The sequence below is a fragment of the Pseudomonas sp. B28(2017) genome, assembly GCF_002113025.1.
In the GTDB taxonomy this organism is placed as follows: domain Bacteria; phylum Pseudomonadota; class Gammaproteobacteria; order Pseudomonadales; family Pseudomonadaceae; genus Aquipseudomonas.
The window spans coordinates 66323-86371 of record NZ_NEJH01000015.1 but is presented as its reverse complement, the minus strand read 5'-3'; the positions used below and the strand labels follow the sequence as shown (position 1 = coordinate 86371).

Annotated in this window: 16 protein-coding genes; 5 read left to right on the top strand and 11 right to left on the bottom strand. The window is 63.0% G+C overall.

Annotated elements, in window-relative coordinates:
- Positions 1–20: 20 nt before the first annotated feature.
- Together CAF65_RS25420 and CAF65_RS25415 are read right to left on the bottom strand one after the other, a co-directional pair.
- Positions 21–1151 (bottom strand): helix-turn-helix transcriptional regulator, encoded by a 1131-nt coding sequence (locus CAF65_RS25420; RefSeq protein ID WP_085718747.1) that lies wholly within the window; start codon positions 1149–1151, stop codon positions 21–23.
- Positions 1152–1287: 136 nt separating this feature from the next.
- Positions 1288–2331 carry a Rieske 2Fe-2S domain-containing protein gene (locus CAF65_RS25415; protein ID WP_085718746.1) on the bottom strand — a complete coding sequence of 348 codons (1044 nt, stop codon included), beginning with the start codon at positions 2329–2331 and terminating at the stop codon, positions 1288–1290.
- A gap of 146 nt (positions 2332–2477) precedes the next feature.
- Between CAF65_RS25415 and CAF65_RS25410 the strand changes: the two genes are divergently transcribed.
- Genes CAF65_RS25410 through ribB form a run of 3 tightly spaced genes read left to right on the top strand, consistent with a single transcriptional unit; the run spans position 2478 to position 5342 of the window.
- A complete protein-coding gene (locus CAF65_RS25410) occupies positions 2478–3317 on the top strand; it encodes an SDR family NAD(P)-dependent oxidoreductase (RefSeq protein WP_085718745.1) in 840 nt (279 codons plus the stop codon).
- On the top strand, positions 3304–4230 hold the full coding sequence (locus CAF65_RS25405; RefSeq protein ID WP_085718744.1) for an alpha/beta hydrolase: 927 nt from the start codon (positions 3304–3306) through the stop codon (positions 4228–4230). Before CAF65_RS25410 ends, CAF65_RS25405 begins: the two co-directional genes overlap by 14 nt.
- On the top strand, positions 4227–5342 hold the full coding sequence (ribB, locus tag CAF65_RS25400) for a 3,4-dihydroxy-2-butanone-4-phosphate synthase (protein WP_085718743.1): 1116 nt from the start codon (positions 4227–4229) through the stop codon (positions 5340–5342). The genes CAF65_RS25405 and ribB overlap by 4 nt, the downstream gene beginning before the upstream one ends.
- A gap of 120 nt (positions 5343–5462) precedes the next feature.
- On the opposite strand, the gene surE is transcribed toward ribB, so the two are convergent.
- From surE to CAF65_RS25385, 3 genes are all read right to left on the bottom strand, one after another.
- Positions 5463–6440, bottom strand: a complete 978-nt coding sequence (gene surE, locus CAF65_RS25395) for a 5'/3'-nucleotidase SurE (RefSeq protein WP_085718742.1) — start codon at positions 6438–6440, stop codon at positions 5463–5465.
- Positions 6441–6518: 78 nt separating this feature from the next.
- Positions 6519–7898, bottom strand: coding sequence for a DUF1329 domain-containing protein (locus CAF65_RS25390; RefSeq protein ID WP_085718741.1), 1380 nt, complete (start codon positions 7896–7898; stop codon positions 6519–6521).
- Positions 7899–7921: 23 nt separating this feature from the next.
- Complete coding sequence (locus tag CAF65_RS25385) at positions 7922–9499, bottom strand: DUF1302 domain-containing protein (RefSeq protein WP_085718740.1); 1578 nt, start codon at positions 9497–9499, stop codon at positions 7922–7924.
- Positions 9500–9765: 266 nt separating this feature from the next.
- Here CAF65_RS25385 and CAF65_RS25380 point away from each other — a divergent pair, with 266 nt between their 5' ends.
- Positions 9766–11508, top strand: coding sequence for an FAD-dependent oxidoreductase (locus CAF65_RS25380; protein ID WP_085718739.1), 1743 nt, complete (start codon positions 9766–9768; stop codon positions 11506–11508).
- Positions 11505–12383, top strand: coding sequence for an SDR family NAD(P)-dependent oxidoreductase (locus CAF65_RS25375; protein WP_085718738.1), 879 nt, complete (start codon positions 11505–11507; stop codon positions 12381–12383). Before CAF65_RS25380 ends, CAF65_RS25375 begins: the two co-directional genes overlap by 4 nt.
- A gap of 119 nt (positions 12384–12502) precedes the next feature.
- On the opposite strand, the gene CAF65_RS25370 is transcribed toward CAF65_RS25375, so the two are convergent.
- The 6 genes from CAF65_RS25370 to CAF65_RS25345 all read right to left on the bottom strand — a co-directional run bounded on the left by CAF65_RS25370 (position 12503) and on the right by CAF65_RS25345 (position 19195).
- The gene (locus tag CAF65_RS25370; protein ID WP_085718737.1) at positions 12503–14083 is read right to left on the bottom strand and encodes a FadD3 family acyl-CoA ligase; all 1581 of its coding nucleotides are present in this window, start codon (positions 14081–14083) and stop codon (positions 12503–12505) included.
- Between the two features lie 72 nt (positions 14084–14155).
- Positions 14156–14902, bottom strand: coding sequence for an SDR family NAD(P)-dependent oxidoreductase (locus tag CAF65_RS25365; RefSeq protein WP_085718736.1), 747 nt, complete (start codon positions 14900–14902; stop codon positions 14156–14158).
- 243 nt (positions 14903–15145) lie between these two features.
- Positions 15146–16234, bottom strand: a complete 1089-nt coding sequence (locus tag CAF65_RS25360) for a ferredoxin--NADP reductase (RefSeq protein WP_085718735.1) — start codon at positions 16232–16234, stop codon at positions 15146–15148.
- 13 nt (positions 16235–16247) lie between these two features.
- On the bottom strand, positions 16248–17003 hold the full coding sequence (locus CAF65_RS25355; RefSeq protein WP_085718734.1) for a glucose 1-dehydrogenase: 756 nt from the start codon (positions 17001–17003) through the stop codon (positions 16248–16250).
- Positions 16991–18670: an FAD-binding protein gene (locus CAF65_RS25350; RefSeq protein ID WP_085718733.1), complete on the bottom strand. Its 1680-nt coding sequence runs from the start codon at positions 18668–18670 to the stop codon at positions 16991–16993. The genes CAF65_RS25355 and CAF65_RS25350 overlap by 13 nt, the downstream gene beginning before the upstream one ends.
- Positions 18671–18679: 9 nt before the next feature.
- Complete coding sequence (locus CAF65_RS25345) at positions 18680–19195, bottom strand: flavin reductase family protein (protein WP_085718732.1); 516 nt, start codon at positions 19193–19195, stop codon at positions 18680–18682.
- Positions 19196–20049 lie beyond the last annotated feature (854 nt).

Here is a 20049-nt window from a genome sequence, read left to right as displayed (position 1 = left end):
GGACGAGGCGGCAATGGCTGTTAGCCGAGGGTCGCTACGCTACGCAGGATCAGGCGCACCAGCATGGTCTGGCGGGTCACGCCGGTCTTGGAGAAGGTCGAGCGCAAGTGTGCCCGCGAGGTGTTGCGGCTGATGCCCAGCTCTTCCGACGCTTCGTCGAGGGTCAGGCCGTTGGCCAACAGCATCGCCAGTTGGGTTTCCGCCGGGGTGAAGTCGAACAGCGCGCGAACGATTTCCTGCGGTGCAGTGGACTGTTGCTCCGGGTCGCTGATGAAAATCACCACGGTCGGGCATTGCTTGCCCTCGCTCCAGTCCGTCAATGGCACCGATCGCACGATGATCCCCAGATCCGCTTTCCCGGACGGCCGCTGCACGCGCAGGGCTTCAACCACCGACGGGTTGCTGCTCTTTTGTGACAGCAGTGACTGCTTGACCAGTCGACGAAACTCCTGGGTATCCCGGGCCGTACCGACCTGCAGGCCATCGTTGACCAGTTTGATGCCGTCTTTTTCCTGGATCAGCCGGTCGGCAACCTGGTTGGTCTGCAGCACCTTGCCGGACTCGTCGAGGATGATCGTGCCGACCGCCATCTGGTTCACCGCGCCGGCGTACAGGTTGCGTTCGGCTTCGATGCGGTTGAGCTGCATATGGATCTTGATCGAGCGCTCCAGGTGCGGAATGAAATGCGTGAGCATGGCCTTTTCTTCATTGCCGAAGGGCTTGTCGTCACGCCCGCGGCTGATGCGAATGCGGCACTGGGCGCCGTCGACAGTGTTGATGTCGGCGCCGAGGATGTGGAACACGTCCACCGGCTCGAGGAAATTCTTGTAGAACTCGGAGTTCTGCCAGTCGTCGTTGGAGACGAACTCGGCGAGGGTCACGACCTGGCGGTTGGGCAGGTCGACAAACGGGTCGAGGCTGAAAAAGTGCTTGTTATAGGACGCGGTCGCCTCGGTCGAGGTGCCAGTGGTGTTGACCATCAAGCCGTCCACGTGGGCGCTGGGCGGACGCAGGATGAAGGTCACGTATTTGCTGTCCAGGTGCACGTTGAGTTGATTGAGAAAGGTGGCCCAGGGAATGTTTTCCAGCGGACCCTGATAGAGGTTGCCGATCAAATCACTGAACGTATCGAGACTGAGGCTCTGCTGCATGGGGAAAAACCGTTTTTATTATTAGCGTTGGCGGTGGCCGAGAATAAGCGCCGGTATCGACTCCTTGCAACGCTCGGGCTCAGGGCCTGACCGGCGGCTGCCGCTCAGGCCCGGGGCGGGCGAAAAGCCGCTGAGGTCAGACCCGTTCGCTGGCGCGCACGACAAACTTCTTGTGTTCGGCAACGTCCGCCGACAGCGCCTGGACATCGGTGTAGAACTGCTCGTACCAACGGCGCAACTGATAGACCGGACCGTCGCCGTCACACAGCAGCGGATTGTCGACGCGGGTCTTGCTGTGCCAGATGGCCACGTCTTCGTAGAAGGCTGCCTGAGCCTGCGCCACGTAGGCCTTGGCCATCGCCTGGTTCTGCTCTTCGCTCAAGCCCGGGATTTTTTTCACCAGCACGCCGTAACGCAGGGTGAAACTGTCGAGGTCGATCGGCACGTGGCAGTTGAGCAGGATCGAGTGGATCGGCTGGCCGTTCATGGCGCCGCTCATTTCGGTGATTTGATAGGCCGGGCCGAAATAGGTGGCTTCGGTCGTCAACACGCTGTCGCCGGACAGACGCTCACTGCGGGCGCGCATGATCTGGGTCGCCAGGTGGCCTTGGAATATGTTGATGAACTCTTCGACCGGCGCGCCGTGCACGGTACCGAAGTGCGCCATGTCGGCGATGTTGTCGATCAGTTCGCGGCAGTTGGTGCCAATCTGCAATTCGGCGACTTCCCAGGCTGCCCACTCGTCGCTGAAGCAGGCATCGATGCGCGGAATGCGTTGTTCGGGCAGCGGCGGGTTGCCTTCGGGGTCATTCCAGACGAACAGCAGCTGGTTCTCTTCCATGATCGGCCAGCTTTTGATTTTGGCCCGGGGCGGAATGCGCTTGGCATAAGGGATGTCATCGCACACGCCATCGGCGCCCCAGCGCCAGGCGTGGAACGGGCAGCGAATCGAGTTGCCCTCAACGCAGCCGGTGCTCAGGTCAGCGCCCATGTGCGGGCAATAACCATCGAGAATATGCAGCTCGCCGTCTTCACCCTGGAACGCCACCAGACGGGTGCCGAACACCTCCAGGCGATGGGCCTTGCCGTCGCGGTATTGCGCGGCCAAGCCCAGGCAATGCCAGCCGCGGGCGTAGCGGTCTTCCAGCAGTTTGGCTTCGATGCGGTGCAGGGTACTCATCTTGTTATTCTCCCAAGGGATCACGGGTTTGGCGCATGTAACGGATTCTGCCGGCCCTGTAAAAGCGGGCATCGTCTGAATGGACGATGGCTGCTTTATGCAGGCCCGCTCTACTGGCGCCATAGGACCTGTGGCAGGAGTTGGCGATGAGTGATGAACAAGGGCCGGTAGCGGTGATTACTGGCGCCGCCAGTGGAATTGGCCGTGGCCTGGCCGAACACGCGGCGACGCTGGGCATGCGCCTGGTGCTGGCGGATCGGGATGCAGCGGGCCTGCAAGCCCTGTGCGACGAATTGACGGCCGGCGGAGTGCAAGCGATTGCCTGCGTCACCGATGTCAGTGATGTGAAACAGGTCGAGCGCTTGCGTGACCGGGCTGTCGAGCACTTTGGCGGGGTTGACCTGCTATTCAACAACGCCGGCGTGATGCAAACCGGTTTCAGCTGGGAAATCACCGAGGCGCAATGGCAGCGCATGCTGAACGTCAACCTCAATGGCGTGATCAACGGCATTCGCTGCTTTGTGCCGCTGTTGATCAGTCAGGGCCGGGCAGCCCATGTGATCAACACCGCGTCCCTTGCCGGGCTGGTCAGCAGTCCGTTGATGGCGCCGTACAACGTGACCAAGCAGGCCGTGGTCGCGCTTTCGGAAACCCTTCATTACGAACTCGCCATGCTCGGTGCGCCGGTGTCGGTTTCGGTGCTCTGCCCGGGGCCGGTGGCCAGTGAAATCATGGCGTCGAATCAGGTGGTGGACACCGCCGGATCCGACTTCAGTCAACTGCTCGACAGCAGTATTCGCCAGGGCATGACCCCGGCTGAACTGGCCGCGCAAGTGTTCGCCGCCGTCGCGCAAAAACGTTTCTGGATTCTGCCCCACAAGGGTTTCAAAGCGGCCCTTGAACGGCGGGTACACAGCATCCTGGGCGAGACCAATCCGCAGTTTCAAATGGCCGACGTAGAGGACCAAGCCCATGCCGCTCGATAAGCAGATCGCTGGCGTACTCCAGCAGTTTCGCGACATCCCGGAGCCCGATTTCAGCCAGGTCGATGCCGCCCGGTACCGGCAGTTTTCCGACAACCTGCTGCCGGCCATCCCCGGCGATCCGATGAGCGACGTGCGCGCCCTGCGGGTGGCCGGCGCGGACGGCGAGCTGGATGCACGGCTGTATCGGCCATCGGATGAGCCCAACCTGCCGTTGCTGGTGTTTTTCCATGGCGGCGGATTTGTCATGGGCAATCTCGATACCCACGACAATCTCTGTCGCTCACTGGCCTGTCAGACCGGGGCGGTGGTGGTGTCGGTGGCCTATCGACTGGCACCGGAACACCCTTTCCCGGCGGCACCCCTCGATTGTTATGCGGCCACCTGCTGGCTGGTCGAACAGGCCGCCGGACTCGGCGTTGATGGCTGTCGACTGGCCTTGGCCGGCGACAGTGCCGGGGGCAATCTGGCACTGGCGGTCAGCCGCTTGGCCGCGCAACGGCAGTGGCCGAAAGTCCGTCATCAGTGCCTGTTTTATCCGGTGACCGATGCAGCGTGCGACAGTCCTTCGTTCGACGACTTCGCCGATGGTTATCTGCTGTCCGCTGCGATGATGCGCTGGTTCTGGCAGCAGTATTTGCAAGAGAGCGGGCAGGCGGATGATCCATTGGCTTCGCCATTGCGCGCCGACAGCCTGGACGGTTTGCCGCCGACCACCCTGATCACCGCCGAGTTCGACCCTTTGCGTGACGAAGGCGAGGCGTTCGCCCAGGCATTGCGCGAAGCCGGAGTGTCGGTGCGGGTGCAGCGCTGCGAAGGCATGATCCATGGTTTTGTCAGCATGGCACCGTTTGTCGAGCGTGCGGCACAGGTGTTGTCCGAGGCGGCGATTGAGCTGCGCGGGGCACTCAAATGAGCGGTGTGGCCTTCAACACGATACCGCAATTGATCGAAGCCATCGGCGCCGGCCGGATGGTGGTGATCACCGACGACGAAAACAATGGCGAAGGCTCCCTGCTGATGGCCGCCGAACAGGCCGGGGCCGAGGCCGTCACGTTCATGGCGGTACAGGCCCGCGGGTTGATTTGCCTGGCTCTGACCGAACAGCGCTGCCGTGCGTTGGGCCTGGACCTGATGGTGCCCAACTCCCGCGCACAACATGGCGTGGGGTTTACCCGCTCGATCGAGGCCGCCACCGGGGTATCTACCGGTATCTCGGCGGCGGACCGGGCGCGCTCGATCCAGGTGGCGGTCGACCCGGCCAGCGGTCCGTCGGACCTGGTGCAACCGGGGCATATTTTCCCGGTACAGGCCTTGCCCGGTGGCGTGATGCAGCGGGCCGGGCATGTCGAGGCCGCCTGCGACCTGACACGTCTGGCGGGCCTGCAGCCGGCGGCAACCCTGGTGGGGATTCTCAACGAGGACGGCGACCTGGCCCGTGGTCCCGAGTTGCACGAGTTCGCCCAACAGCATGGCTTGCGGATCGGCACCATTGCCGACCTGATTCACTACCGCATCCTGCATGAAGGCACGATCGAGCGTGGCGGCGAGTATCCGTTGCATACCCGTCACGGCGAGTTCCAGGTGACGACCTATCAGGATGCCTACCAGGGCTCGTTGCACCTGGCGCTGGTCAAAGGCCGGATCGACAGCACCCAACCGGTACTGGTGCGGGTGCAAAGCATCGAGACGTTGCGTGATGTGCTTGGGTGTGAAAGCGAGAGCGGGGCGCAGCAGTGGACCCTCGAGCGTTCGCTGGCGAGCATCGCTGCCGCCGATTGCGGCGTACTGGTGTTGCTGGCACAAAAGGAAACCGCTGACGGTGTGCTCGAACAGTTGCGCCAGCGCAGCGGCGGCAAACTGCGTACACCGCAATTTCCGCAGAGGACCCTGGGCATCGGCGCGCAGATCCTGCGCGACCAGAACGTGCGCAAAATGCGCCTGATGAGCTCACCGGTGCCCTACAAGGCGGTGTCCGGGTTCGATCTGGAAGTGACCGAGTTTGTGCCGTTCCAGCCCACAATCTGACTTCAGTGAATGAAACTGTGGGAGCCAGCCTGCTCGCGAAGACGGAGTGTCAGGCAACCTCTCTGTCGGAAGTGCCGGCCTCTTCGCGAGCAGGCTCGCTCCCACAGGTTCCGTGCCGTGTTAAGGCTTGATCCCGCGCAATATCTTCTTCGCCTGATCCTGCACCGCCTCCGGCGCGGTCATGTTGCCGTCGATCACGGTGATCACCGCGTGGCCTTGCCACAGTTGATAGGCATCAGCCTGTTGCTGGACTTCGGTCGGTGTCGACGGCGCGGCCAGATTGACGTGGACCACGCCGTCGGCGCCGCGCTGTGAGGTGAAGTTCACGCGATCCCAATTGCCGATCGGGGCAAAGCTTACGCCTTTGATTTCGCCTGGCGGTAGCGGCGGATAGTTGAGGTTCAAGCCGTTCACCCCTGGCAGGCCCAGTACATTCAGCTCGCACGAGTGTTTGTTTTTGGCGCAAGCCTGTCTGGCTTCTACGCCGGCCAGGCTCGCTTGTTCTATGACGTTCACTGCAAACCGCGCCGTATCGTCCATGGCGCCGAGGGTCTTGCGGTAGCCGGCCTGTTGGTCGCGGATGATCAGGTCCATGTCGATGGCCGTGGACACCGCCACCGCCGGAATCCCTTTGAACATCGCGCGTACCGCAGCGTTCAGGGTCCCTGACATCTGCGTCAGCGGGCCGACGTTTTCGCCAAAGTTGCTGCCCGACACCACCAGGTCTGGCGGCGAATCCTTGAGGATCACATCAAGGCCGACATTGACCGCATCCACTGGCGTACCGATAGCAGAGGTCTTGCCGGCAGGCGGGGTGTAGCCCTGCGGTGGTCCGACGCAAAATTTGCCCGGTGCCAGTTCGGTCACCGCCAGGGCCTGGCCAGGCACGACTACGCTGGCGGCGCTGATGCCGCTGCTGTCGTTCAACGGGCCGACCAGCGTGACCTTGTGCCCGGCGGCGGTCAGGGCGCGGTACATCGCATCGATGCCGGGCGCGCGGCAGCCATCGTCGTTGGTCAGCAGGATGTTCAGGGCGTTGGCTTGCATCGACAGGCCAACGCTGGCCATGGCGATGATGCCGGTGAGGCGTTTATTCATGGGCAGTCTTCCGTGGGAGGCGCGGATTTTACAAAGCATAACGCCCCGACCGAATGAATCGGCCGGGGCGTCCAGGTTTTAGCGGGTGCCGAGTTTGCGCAGGTTGCCAGGGGTGAATTCGTCTTCGGTGAAGGCAGTGGCGTTGAGCTTGGCTGGTTTCTGATCGACCAGCATGCGGTCAACCAGGTAGGAGCCGGCGATCAGATCGTGGTAGATCCCGAGGCGGGCGTGGTAGCGCTGCAGCTCGTAGGCGTAGATCGAGGTCTGCATGTTGGTGCGCCACAACTGGCCACGGCTGTCGTAGTTGTCGGCCATGGTCGCGGACCAGGTGTCCTCGTCCAGGTACATCACGCGCTTGGCGTACACGTGGCGGGCACCTTCCTTGAGGTTGGCCTGCAACACCCAGACGCGGTGTTTCTCGTAGCGCATGTACTGCGGATCGACGTGACCGGTGGTGGACAGGATCTGGTCGGCCGTTACGCTCGGGTCGTCGATCTTGTAGTTGTGGTACGGAATGTAGATTTCCTTTTTACCGACGATGGTCCAGTTGTAGCGGTCCGGCGCACCGTTGAACAAACGGTCTTCGTCGTACACGCGGAAACCGCCGGCGCCGGTTGGCGAGTCGTAGCCCACGGTCGGTGCGCGACGTACCCGGCGTTGGCCCGGGCTGTACTGCCAGGCCTGGCGCGGGGAGGCGGTCGGGTTGATGAACTCGTGACCGACGACGATCTCGCCCTTCTTGCGCACCGGTTCCAGGGTGGTGATCAGGAAGTTGGTGAGCACGCCGTTGGCGGTCTCCAGGGTTTTGTCCGGGCTGGACCAGATCGAGAAGATCTTGTAGTTGACCTCTTCGAGCACCTTTTCCTTGTTGGAATACACCACGGCCTGGCCATAGTTGGCCTCTTCAGTGTTGGCACGGCCTTGCAAGGTATGGTTGAACATCAACTCGCTGCCGTTCTTCGGGATCGGGAACGGCGAGGCACCCCAGGCGTTTTTCGTGTCGTTGTTGTCATTGTCGAGTTCGGCAGTGACGGCGTTTTTCTTGATCTGGTCTTCCAGGCGCTGATCGAGACGGAAGTCGCGGTGGCTCGGGTACACCGGGATCTTGAAGGTATCAGGATAGCGCTTGAGCAGCGCTTTCTGGCCATCGGTCAGGTTGTCGGCGTACTTGTCCATGTTCTTCGAATCGATCACGAACAGCGGTTTTTCCGTGGCATACGGGTCCGGGTACGGCGTGCCGGGCCCGGCGTACTTGAGTCCTGGCGGCAGGCCGCGCCATTTGCCGGACCAGGCCGGGATGCTGCCATCGGCGTTGCCGGCCTTTTCGGCACCCATCGGGGTCAGGTCCTGGCCCAGGCGGGCGGCTTCTTCGGGGCTGACCCTGGCGTAGGCCAGGCCACTGCCGAGCAGGCCGACGGTCAACGCGGTGCTCAATAATGTTTGGGTGAATCTGGACATGCTGTGCTCCTCCGATTGGGGAATCAGAACCGGTACTTGAAGTTGAGCGCGACGTTGTCGCGGTCGGCCAACGGGCTGTTGTTGGCGTTGCCGAGGTAGGCGTTGTAGCGGGCCTCGACGGTGAAGTTGCCGAGGTATCGCCACGAGCTGCCGATACTGGCGCGGTTATCGTTCTGGCCGGCGTTGATCGAGCCGACCATCGAACTGTCACCGTGGGCGGCGGCGCTGAAGGTGACAGGTACCGACATGTCCCATCCGCTGAACACGTCGTTGTAGTCAAAGTTCGCCTGCACCGTGTAGCCCCAGGCATCGCGGTCAAAGACCAGGCTGTCGGTGCCCGGCAGCGAGAAGCCCGGCGCCAGGGCTACCGGCTGCGACTTGTCGTTGCTGATCACGGTGTTGTAGACCAGCTCACCGGTCAGGGTGGTGTTGTCGGCGAAGGACGTCGGGCCGACCACGTAGATCAGTGACGTCTGCGCCTGCATGGTTTTGCCACGCACGGGACTGGAGAAACCGTTGTCGACCATCACCGGCGTACCGTCGCGGTAGCTGACTTCGCCAGCCCAGCTGACGTCGCCCAGCACCGTGGCGAAACTCGCGCCGAACAGGTCGATGTTGTCGAAATAGCGCACCTGGTAGCGGCCCAGGGTCGAGGCGAAGTCCAGCGATGGGGTCTTGTCGTGATAACGCGAGTAGTAGATGCCGAACTCGGTGTTGTTCAGCGACTCGGCGGCGTAGGTGAAGGCCAGACCGTACTGGCCGCTGTCGCTCGGTTTGTCGTCCTTGAGGCGGGTGACGAAACCGGAGGCGTCATTGAAACCACCCTCGTCGATGAAGTCGGTGGTGGAGAAGTAGCTACCCACGCCGAACAGCTCGGTCTTTTCCCACTTGTATTGGTAGTAGGCCTGGATACCCAGGCTTTCGGTCAGGGCGAACTGGGTGAACAGTTGGCCGACAGGTAGCAGGATTTCCTTGACCTCGACACCCGGGGTGGTCGCCTTGGTCGCGTCCACCGGGCTCTGGGCCGCGGAAATTCCCGGGTAGAACAGGCTCTCACCCCAGCTCACCACCTGGTTACCCAGGCGCGCGTTGAAGGCGTGGCCGCTCAGGTCCCAGGTGCCATAGGCGTAGTAATCGAGCATGCGCAATTCATTGCGGTGCTGGTCGATGGTGTCCTGGGGGAAACGGTCGGGTTTGCTGCAATGGCCACCGGCGAAGCAGTTGGATGTGCCGGTGGTGTTGTCGTTGTCCTGATCGTAAACGTTGTCGTAGAAACCGGTCGCCCGGACGAACACGCCGTAGTCATCCTGCCACTTGATGTTGGCTTCGGTGAGAAAACCGCTGCGGTTGTTGATCAGGCTGCCTTTGTCGAACGCGTTGTCGCCGTCGTTGGCGTTGGCATTGGCGGTCAGTTTGTGATCGCGCGACTCGGTCCGCCAGGCGAGGCTGTACGTCAGTGTGGTGTCCCAGTCGATGCTCAAGTCTTCGCTTGGCTGAAAGCTCATGGCATTCACGTGAGCGCTTAGTCCGCCAGCCAGCAACAGCAAAGCCAGCTGTACGCGAGGGTGCTGTGTTGGTGGGGCGATTATTGTTTTTATCATGTCGTCCTCATGGCCCAGGTCAGACCTGCCCGACCTGCAATTCAGGGGGGTGATTGGTGCTGTGGGCGACTATGGAGTCACGACTTGCGCGCAACATCGTCCAAGCGGACTACGCGATTTGCAGGGGGCCGTTGCGGTGTTCGCCTTAGTCCCATCGGACGATGAACACCCGGCGCGCGCGGCGAACAATCCCGAGACCGACTGCACCGGGCGAAGATCCGGCGGTGGCGGTTTCTGCCTGATGGGCGCTGAACAAGGGTGATCGCATGAACGCTGCCGGGATCAAATGGGATGAGTGCTGTGATGTGTTGGTGATTGGCTCCGGAGCAGGGGGCATGACCGCTGCGCTGCGCGCCCATGACCTGGGCCTGAATACGCTGCTGATCGAAAAGAGCGGTGAGTACGGCGGCACGTCGGCGGTATCCGGTGGCGGTATCTGGATCCCGGACAACCATCGGATCAAGGCCCTGGGCGGCAGTGATTCGGCGGCCGAAGCGATTGCCTATATCCGTGCGGTGACCCACGGCGAGATCGACGACGGGCGCATCGAAGCCTATGTCGAGCACGGTCGGGAGATGGTCGAGTACCTGGAAAAACACACCCGCGTGCGCTTCGAGGCGCAACCTCGCTACGCCGATTACTACCCGGAGGTCGAAGGCGGCAAGCCGGGCTATCGCTCGATGGATCCGCAACCGTTCAATGCCGCCGAACTGGGCGAAGAATTCTTGCGCATGCGTGCGCCGTCCCCCGGCACCCTGATGATGGGGCGCATGGCGATGACCATGAAAGAGGCGCAAGTGCTGCTGTGCCGTGGCCCCGGCTGGTTGCGCCTGACCCTGCGGGTGATGTGGCGCTACTGGCGTGACCGCGAGGGCCGGCGCTTGTCGCGCCGCGACCGCTACCTGACCCTGGGCAATGCCTTGATCGGGGCCTTGCGCTGTTCGTTGCAGGATCGCGGCAAATCGCTGTGGCTCAACTGTGCGATGGAAGAATTACTGTTGGTCGGCGACCGGGTCGGTGGGGCGCGGGTCAATCGCAACGGCCAGTTGCTCAACGTCAAGGCGCGCTACGGCGTGATCATCGCCGCCGGTGGCTTCGAACGTAATCAGGCGATGCGCGAGCAGTACCTGCCACAGCCGTCCCAGGCCGGCTGGAGTGCCACGCCGCCCAACAATACCGGAGATGGCATTCGCGCCGGCCAGGCCATCGGCGCGCGGACCGCGTTGATGGAGCACAGTTGGTGGGCGCCGACCACTTACGTCAAGGGCGAAGAAAAGCAGCGTGCATTGTTTGTCGAGCGAACCTTGCCCGGGTGCGTGATGGTCAATGCGGCGGGGGAGCGTTTCGTCAATGAAGCCGCGCCCTATACCGATATCGTTTATGCGATGTACGCCAACAACCGCGAAGGCGCCACGAGCGTGCCGTGCTGGATGGTGTTCGACGCCGAGTTCCGGCGCAAGTACCCGTGCGGCGCCTTGCTGCCGGGTTATGCCCAGCGCGATTGGCAATTGCCAGAGCACCTGCGCGACTACTTCCACAAAGCGTCGAGCCTGGAAGAGCTGGCGACGAAAATCGGCGTCGACAGTGCCGGACTGGTGCGCACTGTGCAGCGTTTCAACGGCATGGCCGTGCAGGGCGTCGACGAGGATTTCCACAAGGGCGAATCACTGTTCGACCGCTATTACGGCGACCCGAACGTGCAACCCAATCCGTGCCTGGCACCGTTGCTCAAAGGGCCGTTTTACGCCGTGCGCATCGATGCCGGCGACATCGGCACCAAGGGTGGCCTGCTGACTGACGTGCACGCCCGGGTGTTGCACGAGGACGGGCAAGCGATCAACGGCCTGTACGCCATCGGCAACAGCGCCGCCTCGATGATGGGTCGCACCTATCCGGGTGCCGGCTCGACCATCGGCCCGGCGATGACCTTCGGTTACCTGGCGGCCAATCACATCAAGCGCCAGAGCGAAACCGCTTCAGCGAAAACCTTGTTCGGGAGTGTCGAATGAACAGCCAGCGTTCACAGATAGCCGTGGTGACCGGCGCCAGTCGCGGAGTGGGGCAGGGCATTGCCCTGGCCCTGGGGGCGGCGGGAATGACGGTGTATGTCACCGGTCGTGCCCCGACGCAGGGCGGGTCGAACCTGTACGGGCACGCCTTGCGCGGTTCGCTGGAGGACACTGCTGCCGCGATCACCGCGGCCGGTGGACGCGGGATCGCGGTGGTCTGTGACCACGCCGATGACGCGCAGGTTCGGGCGCTGTTTGCCCGCGTGGAAGATGAGTGCGGGCATCTGGATTTGCTGGTGAACAACGCCGCGTTCATTCATGACCAGTTGATCGAGCCAGGACCGTTCTGGGCCAAGCCGCTGGAGCTGGTGCGCATTCTCGACGTCGGTCTGCGCTCGGCCTACATCGCCAGCTACTACGCCGCCCCGTTGTTGCTGAAAAGTGCTCAAGGCCTGATCTGCTTCACTTCGTCATTCGGCGCCGGCTGCTACATGCACGGCCCGGCGTACGGTGCGCAAAAGGCCGGAGTCGACAAGCTGGCGGCCGACATGGCGATCGATTTCGAAGGGCAGGGGGTGGCGGCGTTGTCGCTGTGGCTCGGCCCGCAACTGACCGAGCGCACGAAGATTGCCGGCGAACAGCATGGCGAACAGTACCAGGCATTTCTGGCCCACGCTGAAACCCCGCAATTCAATGGACGGGTGATTCATGCCTTACTCAATGATCCGCAGTTGATGGCGTTATCCGGGCAGACCCTGATCACCGCCGAAATCGCCCCCGGCTACGGCATCAGCGAAGCCGAAGGCCGCCAGCCACCGTCCCACCGCGCCATGCTCGGCGACCCGCGCCAGCAGCATCCGGCGCGGGTGATCTAGGTCGCTAAAACACAAAAAACTGTGGGAGCGAGCCTGCTCGCGAAGGCGTCGGCACATCCAGCATTGATGTCGGCTGACACTGCGCATTCGCGAGCAGGCTCGCTCCCACATGGATTGCATTAACTGACTGGCTGCAGCGCCCACTCGCGCAACACATTCTTGGTCACTTTCCCCGCCGCATTGGTCGGCATGCTCTGCAACACCTGCACCCGGCGCGGAACCTTGTAGTTGGCCATCTGCTCACGACACCAGGCGAGGAACCGTGCCTGTTCGATGTCCGTTCCCGGCGCGGGCAGCAGGAACGCCATCGCCACTTCACCCAGACGCTCGTCAGGAATACCGATCACCGCTGCCTGGGCCACGCCCGGATAGCTCAGCAGGCATTGTTCGATTTCCGCCGGGTACACGTTGAAGCCACCGGTGATGAACATGTCCTTGAGGCGGTCGGTGATGCGCAGGTAACCCTGTTCGTCGAGCATGCCGATGTCGCCGGTGTGCAGCCAGCCGTCGGCGTCGAGTATTTCCTGGCTGGCTTCGGGGTTGTTGAGATAACCCTGCATCAGGTTGTAACCGCGGATCTGCACTTCACCGGAGATGTTGGCTGGCTGGCTGCGACCGCTGCTGCCGACACAGCGCACTTCCACCCCCGGCATCGCCCGGCCACTGGTGTTGGCGACCTTTTCCGCCGAGTCGCCGGCGCGGCAGATCGTGGCGAAACCGCAGACTTCCGTCAGCCCATACGCGGTGACGATGGTGGCGAATCCGAGTTCGTCGCGCATGCGGTGGATCATCTCCACCGGAATCGCCGCCGCCCCGGTCACCGCCACGCGCAAGGTGCTCAGGTCGAATTCGTTGCGTTGCGGATGGGCCAGCAACGATTGATACAGCGTCGGTGGCCCGGGCAACACGGTGATGCGTTCACGCTGCACGCATTCGAGCACGGCCTGCACGTCGAACACCTGCTGCGGCAGGAGGGTACAGCCGCGCATCAGCGCTGCCAGCCAGCCGGCCTTGTAACCGAAGGAATGGAAGAACGGGTTGACGATCAGGTAGCGATCGCTCTCGCACAAACCGACGATATCGCTCCAGTCACGCACGATGCGCAGGTTCTGGCCGTGGCTGGTCATCACGCCTTTGGGTTTGCCGGTGGTGCCAGAGGTAAACAGCACGTCGGACAAGGCCTGCGGGCCAACGCTCTGTTCGCGGGTGCGCAACGCCAGTTGCGGCACATCGGCCGCCAGATCCATGAACCGCTCCCACGCCAGGGTGCCCGAATTGACGCCGCGCACGCTGACAATGTGGCGCAACTCAGGCAGGTCTTCCGACGCCAGCATGCCGGGGTAGTCCGCGCCGAGGAACTCGCCGATGGCAAACAGCACGCAGGTGCCGCTTTCGCGCAGGATGTAGCCGGCCTCGCTGCCCTTCATCCGGGTGTTGAGCGGCACCAGGGCGGCGCCGACACTTTGCAGGGCGCCGGCGGCGACGATCCATTCCCATACGTTGGGCGCCCAGATTGCCACGCGGTCTCCGACCTGTACGTCGAGGGCCAGTAGCGCGCGGGCAGCCTGGCGGCGCAGTTGGTCGAGTTGTCGGTAGCTGATGATGTGGCCCGCGTCCTCGATGGCCGGGCGGTCGCCGTAGGCCTGGGCAGCGTTGGCGAACAGTTGAGCGATGGTCAGTGCGGTGGCGACAGGCGGCATGGGGCCTCCCCGGTTAGAAGACAAGTACGAAAAAGGGAGTAGGCCGGGCGGGGCGCCCGGCCGGATTGCGAATTACTGGGCGGGCGGGGCGAAACGGCGACCGGCGGAGAAGCCACCGTCCACGGCAATCATCTGACCGCTGACAAAGGAGGCTTCGTCGGATGCCAGGAACAGCGCGACGTTGGCCACTTCTTCCGGTTGCCCGGAGCGGCTGAGCATGTGCTGCGAGGCAAAGAAGGCGTGGAACGCTTCGTGCTCGCGGACCATGCTGGTCATCGGCGTTTCGATCAGGCCCGGGCACAGACCGTTGACGCGAATGTTGGCGTAGCCGTAGTCGATGGCCATCGAGCGGGTCAGCTGGTTGATACCACCTTTGGACACGTTGTAGGCCACGTTGCCGTCGCAGCCTTGCAGACCGAAGATCGAACCGACGTTGATGATCGAGCCGCTGCGTTGCGACACCATCGACTCCAGCGCGTACTTGCTGGTGAGCATGCTGCCGGTCAGGTTGATGTCCATCACCCGTTGCCAGTTGGCGGTGGTGGTCTGGGTCACGCTGCCCTGGTCGGCGACGCCAGCGGCGTTGACCAGTACATCGATGCGCCCGAAGCGGCTGATGACTTCTTGCATGACTTGCTGTACCTGCGCTTCGTCGCGCACGTCCAGGGTCATGAACAGGCCGGGAAAGTCTGCCGGTGCGCTGCCGATGTCCAGCCCGACCACTTGCGCGCCTTCGGCCGAGAAGCGGCGCACGCAGGCCAGGCCGATCCCCGAAGCGCCGCCGGTGATCACCGCGACCTTATTCTGCAAACGAGCCATAACTGCACCTCTTTATTGTTGTGGGCTAATGCTGTGGTCGAGTCTAACCGCAGACCCGGCCCGAGTGATCGTCCATTGGGACTAAGGCGATAGAGCACCCTTGATCATGCCTTCCTGCAGGAGCGAGCATGCTCCGGGCGGCGTTCTGACGAAAAACGCCCTGGCAACGCGGGCATTCAGATGCCCCGCGTTATCGTTGACGACCATCGCGAGCATGCTCGCTCCTACAGGGGGGGCCGGGTCTCAGTCGGGGAATTTCAGGCGCACACGGGCCCCGGTCGGTCGGCTCTGGCAAGCCAGAGTCCAGCCTTCGGTCAACTCCTTTGGGGTCAAGACGTCGTTGCGCGCCAACTGGACTTCACCTTCCTGGACCACGCACATGCACGCCCCGCAAAAGCCTTCTTCACAGGACGACGGCACGTCCAGGCCCGCCGCCTTGCAGCTTTGCAGCAGGGTATCGCCGGGTTGGCAGGCAATTTCGTGTTGCTGGCCGTCGAGTTCGACGATCAGCGCTTCGCATTGCGATTGCATGGCCGCAGCCCGCGCCATGGCTTCTTCGGCCAGCAGTTCATCCGGGTCCGGTGGTGAAACGAAACGCTCGACGTGAATGCAGTCGGCGGACTCACCCAATGCCAGCAGCGTGCGCTCCACGGTGTCCATGAACGGTCCCGGTCCGCAGATGAAGTAGTCGCCGCCAGTCGATCCGCGCAGCAGATGACGGACCTGATGGTCCGTCAGAAAGCCCTGCACCGAATCGAGGACGTGCACCACATGCAGTTGATCAGGATGCGCCTTGATCAACCGGCACAGCTCGTCCTTGAAAATCACCGACGCTTCATCGCGGTTGGCGTAGATCAATCGGATCGGCCGCCGGCTGCTGTGCAGCACCGATTTGAGAATGGAAAACACCGGGGTGATGCCCGAACCGCCGCCGAACAGTACCAAGGGCTTTTCGGTGTCCGCCGACTGCTGCGGGTCCAGGCAGAAATGCCCGGCCGGTGGCAGCACTTCCAGCCAGTCGCCGACCTGCACTTCGTTCATCCAGTTCGACACCCGGCCACCGTCGACCCGTTTCACCGTGACCTTGGGCAGCGCATCCGCGAGAGGCGAGCTGGCCATGGAATAGCAGCGGGTCAACAGTTTGCCGGCAAAGGGCACGCGAAAACTCAGGAACTGGCCCGGTTTGTAGCGAAAGCGCTCACGCAGGTCTGGCGGTATATCCAGCACCAGCGAGCGCGCGTCAGCGGTCTCGTCGATCACCGCGCACACTTGCAATGCGACGCTTGCCGTCGTGTGTTCCAACGGGGTCAGGTTCTGTTGTTGCGTGCCCATGTTCACCTCGACCTCAGAGCCCGCTGATCAACTGCGCGTTGTCGACGCGGATCTCGGCACCGTTGACGAACCGCGACTCGTCGGTGGCGAGGAACAGCACCACATTGGCAATGTCCCGTGGCGCGGCCATGCGGTTCATCGGGTCCTGGTCCAGCGCTTCCTGGGGGATCGCCTGACCACCGGCCAACGCCTGGGTCATCGGTGTGTTCACGCCATCCGGGTGCACGCTGTTGCAACGGATGCGGTAGCCCTGTTGCTTGCAGTGCAGCGCAATGGAACGGGTCATCGCCGCCACCGCGCCCTTGGACGCCGAGTAGGCGCAGAACATCGGCATCGCGCCCAAGGCCGCGACCGACGACATGTTGATGATCGAGCCGCCACCGGTTTCCTTCATGGCCTGGATCGCGTATTTGCAGCCGAGGAAGTAGCCGTCGCCGTTGATCTTCTGCACCTTCTGCCATAGCTCCAGCGTGGTGTCTTCGATGCTGCCCAAAGCCAGGATCGCGGCGTTGTTGACCAGCACGTCGAGGCGGCCGAAGTGTTCGACGGTGGTCTTGACCACGTGTTGCCAGTCGCTTTCGCTGGCGATGTCGTGACGTATGAACAGCGCATTGGCGCCAATTTCTTTAGCGACCTGGCGACCTGCTTCTTCGTTGAGGTCGGTCAGTACCACTTTGGCGCCTTCGCGGGCCAGCAGCAGGGCGTCTTCGCGACCGATGCCGCTGGCTGCGCCGGTGATGATGCAGACTTTGCCTTCTACACGTTGCATTGTTGTTCTCCTGATCGTGCGGTTTGAAGTGCGAATTGGTCGGCCACGTGGGCGGCAGCCCGGCGACCGGAATAGATGCAATCGGCCAGGGACAGGCCGGAGACATACAGGTTGGAGGCGACGCCGACCGCGTTGCGGCCGGCGCTGTACAGGCCCTGGATCGGCTGGCCGGCGTGGTCCAGCACCCTACCGCTGGCCTCGCAGACCTTCAGCCCGCCCAGGGTGATGACCGGGCAGGGGAACAGGCGGCTGGTGAAGGACAGGTCGAGGGCGTACCACGGACCCTGGTCGAGGTTGGCGAGCATCGCCGAGGACTTGCCGAACTCGTCCGCCAGTTCGCCCCGTGCTGCGCGGCTATAACGTTCGACGCTCTGGCGCAGTAGCTCCGGCGGTAGATGGCAGCGCTTGGCCAACCCGGCCAGGCTGGTGCTGCGTCTGGCGTTGAACAGCAGGTTGAGCAGTACCGGCAGGCGCTGGAAGTTCCACACCTTGCCCGGGCCGACCTGACTGAGTGCTTCTCGAACCAGCGCCTGATTGAGAATCAGAATGGCGCGGCCGTCCTGTTCCTCGACCATGGCGTGGCCAAGGGTCGCTCCATAGATTTCTTCGTTGGCGTAGCGCTGTCCACGGGCATTGACGATCAGCCCGCGGGCCCAGGCCAGTGGCGGGTTGATGAAACGCCAGGCGCTGACCTTGTCCATCCGCGCGACGCTGCCACCGGCGCTCTGACCCAGGGCGATGCCGCTGCCATTGCACCCGGTGGCGCCCAGCGGCAAACCGGCCAGGTACTGCGGCGCGTGTTGGCGCACCAGATCGCGATTGAAGATAAAACCGCCGCTGCTCAGGAGCACTGCCTGTTCGGCGCGAATCAATTGCCGAATGGCGCTGGTCTGTTCGATGTGGCGCTGACGGGCGCGCAAGCGGTCGGCCAACGCCGGAGCGTACATATGAATGGCCGCGGCCCAGCGCGACAAACGTGCATGTTGCCGGGCCGCGCGACTGCCGGAAGGCAACTGCCAGGCTTCGACACCGAGGACTTTGTCGTCCAGGTCAAGCACCAATCGCCGCACTTCGCACTGGCTGCGCAGGCGTGCGCCGTGACGCAAGGCGCTGGCCTTGAGCGGGGCGAACAAGCTGGCGCCAGACATGCCCGGACCTTTGGTGCGGTGGCCACGGGGCGCCGGTTTGGCGCTGGCGGCATAGGCCGGTACGGCTTCGTTGCCGGAGTAATAGAGGTAGTACTGATCACTCGGGTACGAGGTTTTATGCGGCGGCACGCTGGCTTCGAAAGCTGCGCCCTGACGCTCCAGCCAGGCCAGTTGCTCGCGGCTGCCTTCGCAGAAGTCCTTCAGGGTTTCACGACTGACGGCCTCGCCCACTTCCCGGCACAGATAATTGAGCATGGCTTCGCTGGTGTCTTCATAGCCGGCCTGACGCTGATACGGCGTGCCACCTCCGGCATAAACAACACCGCCGCTGAGCGCGGTGGCGCCGCCTCCTTCGAAACGGTCCAGGGCCAGCACCGAGAGGCCTCGACTGGCCGCTTCGATCGCGGCACAGGCGCCGGCACCGCCGAAACCGACCACCAGCAAATCGCAGCGGTCATCCCATGGCAACTGGTCGGCGCTGTTCACTCGCAACGCCGTCAACCCGTTCACGCCGTCCATGCCCAGGCCTCAGCCGGCGACAGCGAAGGAGGGTGTGGGTTTGGCGGTGGTGGTGTAGCTGCCGTCGAGGTAGACCAGCGGGGTGATGGCGTCGCTGGTGTGGATCTGCAAAATGCGCCCGATGAACACGGTGTGGGTGCCGTAGCTGAAGTGGCCGTCCTGACGGCAGAGGATCGCCGATTGCGCGTCACCCAGGTAAGGAATGCCTCCGGGGCTGGTCAGCCAGTTGCCACGGTCGAAACGCGCTTCGCCCTTGATTGCGCCGCTGCACAGGTGTGCGAGGTCTTGTTGCTCGACGCCGAGGATGTTCACGCAGAAGTCGGCGCCGGTCGCCAGTGCGGCGTGGGGCGAGGCGGTCTTGTTGACGCAGATCAGCAGCGACGGTGGCTCGGTGCTCAGCGAGTCGACCGCGGTGGCGGCCATGGCGAAGCGTTCGGAGCCGTTGCTGGTGCTGATAATGGTGACGGACTTGGCCAGGCGGCGCATGGCCTGGAGCATGTCGGCTTTGAGGTTGGCGTCGTTCATCGCACTGGGCCTTTTTGTTGGTTGGGGAGTGCGATGGATTCTTGCTCTGACGTCTAGCTGTAACATCGTCCGAGGGGACTAGGCCTTGGTGACCTTGGCGGTCTCTGGGCCGACCAGGTTGTTGGTTGACCGTGTACATATCCGTTTCTGCGGTAACGGCCACTTAGGGTTTCGCCCTGACGGCGACTCACTTTTTTTGACAAACGCCTCAAAAAAAGTAAGCAAAAAAAGCGCTCGCCCCGAACGTCCGGCCCCTCGCCAGGGCTCGGGGTTCCTTCGCTCCGGCATTCATCCGGGGGGCATTGCCCTCCGGTCGGCTTCGCGCGACCTACATGCAATGGGTTCGACTGCGTCGAACGGCGCTGCGCGCCTTTCCCCGGATGAACACCTCCACTCAGCCTGCCGAGGGGGCGGGTGGATCAAGATCAAGAGCGGCAGGCGAGCTAACGCTCGGCCTGTTGAGTGGTGAAGAGCGTGGGGGTATGCCGATCGGCTTTTGCTCTGCTCTTCTCTCTTCTGTAGGAGCAAGCTCGCTCCTACAGGGAAGCGCGTTCAATCGCGATCAGGCCGGCCAGCAGGCCGCCTCGCTTTGGCTTTTGATCTTCTTGCCCCCTCGAGAGGCCGAGCGCAGGTTCTGCGCAGTGGGCAACCCGGCATGGATGCCGGGTTAGCCGCGTACGGCCAGGGATGGCCGATCGCGGCGGGCCCACGGAGCAGGACCGGAGCGAGGGAATGCCGAGCCTTGGCGAGGCACCGAACGAAAGGGGAAAGAGCCCTTTGGTTACTTTGGGGCTTTTCCAAAGTGACCCGCTGTAAGAGCGGAACCATAAGTGGCCGTTGCCGCAGCAATGGAT